Origin of the sequence: Rhodococcus sp. ENV425 (assembly GCF_002887785.1) — a bacterium.
GTDB lineage: Bacteria > Actinomycetota > Actinomycetes > Mycobacteriales > Mycobacteriaceae > Rhodococcus > Rhodococcus aetherivorans.
In genome coordinates, this window is the sequence record NZ_PCZU01000183.1 from 1 (window position 1) to 1,849 (window position 1,849).

At 76.3% G+C, this 1,849-nt stretch carries 2 protein-coding genes; one reads left to right on the forward strand and one right to left on the reverse strand.

Translation table 11 applies throughout. From position 1 onward, the window contains the following. Positions 1-1,016: molybdopterin-binding protein (locus tag CQZ88_RS15315; RefSeq protein ID WP_258008616.1), on the forward strand; the 1,016-nt coding region annotated here is incomplete at its 5' end. Positions 1,017-1,028: 12 nt separating this feature from the next. Here CQZ88_RS15315 and CQZ88_RS15320 read toward each other — a convergent pair. Continuing rightward, the coding region (locus CQZ88_RS15320) for an FUSC family protein (protein ID WP_146034310.1) at positions 1,029-1,849 on the reverse strand (821 nt) is incomplete at its 5' end.

The window sequence follows — 1,849 nt, forward strand, 5'->3', positions numbered from 1 at the left end:
TGTCGGCGATGGACGGGTACGCCGTCGCCGGCGACGGTCCGTGGCTGCTGCGCGCCGAGGTCCACCGGGCCGGCGCGACCGAGCCGTTCACCCTGCACGACGGCCAGGCCGCGCGGATTGCCACCGGTGCCTACCTGCCGCCCGGCGCGACGACGGTGGTGCGCGACGAACACGTCGAGGTGACCGACGGCACCGTGACCCGGATGCCCGGCGCCCCGGTGCGCGACGACGCGCGCCGTCGCGGGGAGGACTGGGCGCCCGGTCACGTGCTCGCCGAGGCGGGCACCGCCCTGGGCCCGGCGGTGGTCTCCGCTGCGCTGAGCGGCGAGGTGACCGCCGTGCCGGTCCGCGGGCCCGTCCGGGTCCACGTGGTCGTCACCGGCGACGAGATCCGCCGCGACGGGCCGCTGCGCGACGGCCAGACCCGCGATTCTCTCGGCCCCGTCCTGCCGCGGTTCGTGCAGTGGTGCGGCGCCGCCGTCGCCGGCGAGGCGCACCTGCGCGACACCGTCGACGGGTTCGACCGGCTGCTCCGCGAAGCCACCGACGTCGACACGATCGTCGTCACCGGGGCGACCGGCGGCGGGGCCGCCGACCAGCTGCGGGCGGCGCTGGCCCGCGCCGGCGCGGCGATCGTCGTCGATCGGGTCCGGTGCAAGCCGGGCGGTTCCCAGGTGACAGCGGTGCTGCCGGACGGTCGTGTGGTGCTCGGCCTGCCCGGCAACCCGGTCGCGGCCGTCGCGACGCTGCTGGTGATGCTGCCCGCCGTCGTCGACGGGCTGACCGGACGACGGCCGGAGCCACCGTGGACCGCGCCGCTCGCCAACGCCTCGCAGGTGAGCGGCGACGTCACCCGGCTGCTGCCGGCGACACAGACCGACGACGGACTGTGGGTGTGCGACAACGCGATCCGCACCGCACACCTGGCGGGGCTGATCGGGCGACGGGCGATCGCGCTCGTGCCGCGCGGCGCGGCGGACGGCGATCCGGTGGAACTGGTGCCGCTGCCACACTGACCGGCGCGCCGGTCAGGCCGGGTGCGCGAGGACCCGGTATCCGGTCTCGTGGAGCCGCCGGTGCTCCGGCCACCGGTCGCGGGTCCAGCCGGGTTCGGTGTGGGCCGCGACGATCGCGGCGGTCGTCGCGGCGTGCAGGTCGAACTCGAGGTCGCGGCGCAGTTCCGGCAGGACGGTCCGCTCCCCCGCCGTGCGCGCCTGCACGATGGTGGCGACCGTCTCCGCGACCCGCGCGTCGGCGCAGCGCAGCACGCGACGATGCGCGAACGGCAGCACGACCCACAGCACCGCGACGGCGACGAGCACGCCGATCACCGTCTCGAGCAGGCGGTCGCGGGCCACCACGGCGAAGTCGTGCGGCACCCCGGCGCCGCCGAGCAGCAGCGCGAGCGGAGTGATGAACACCATCGCCACGCCGTAGTTCCGGACCAGGTACTCCTCGGTTCCGGCGAGCAACACCGCGACCACCACGACGAGCGCGACGGCCGTCGGGGCGGCCCACACGACCGCGGCCAGCACGCCCAGACCCACGACGGTGCCGGCGAACCGGTGCAGGCCCCGGTAGCTGCCCAGCACCCGGTCGGGTCCCTGATGCAGCACCATCGCCGCCGTGATCACCGCCCAGTCCGGCCGCCCGACACCGCACGCGAGCGCCAGTGCGCCCGCGACGGGACCGGCCACGACGAGGCGAAGGACGATGGTCCAGGATCGACTGCCGGGCCGGGCGGCCCGCGCCAGCCGGTATCGCGCCGACGGGCGCGGCAGCGGTGGTTGCGGCCGCAGATCGTCGGTCTCGGAGGCGGCACCCTCGTCGGTTCCTGCGACGACCGTCG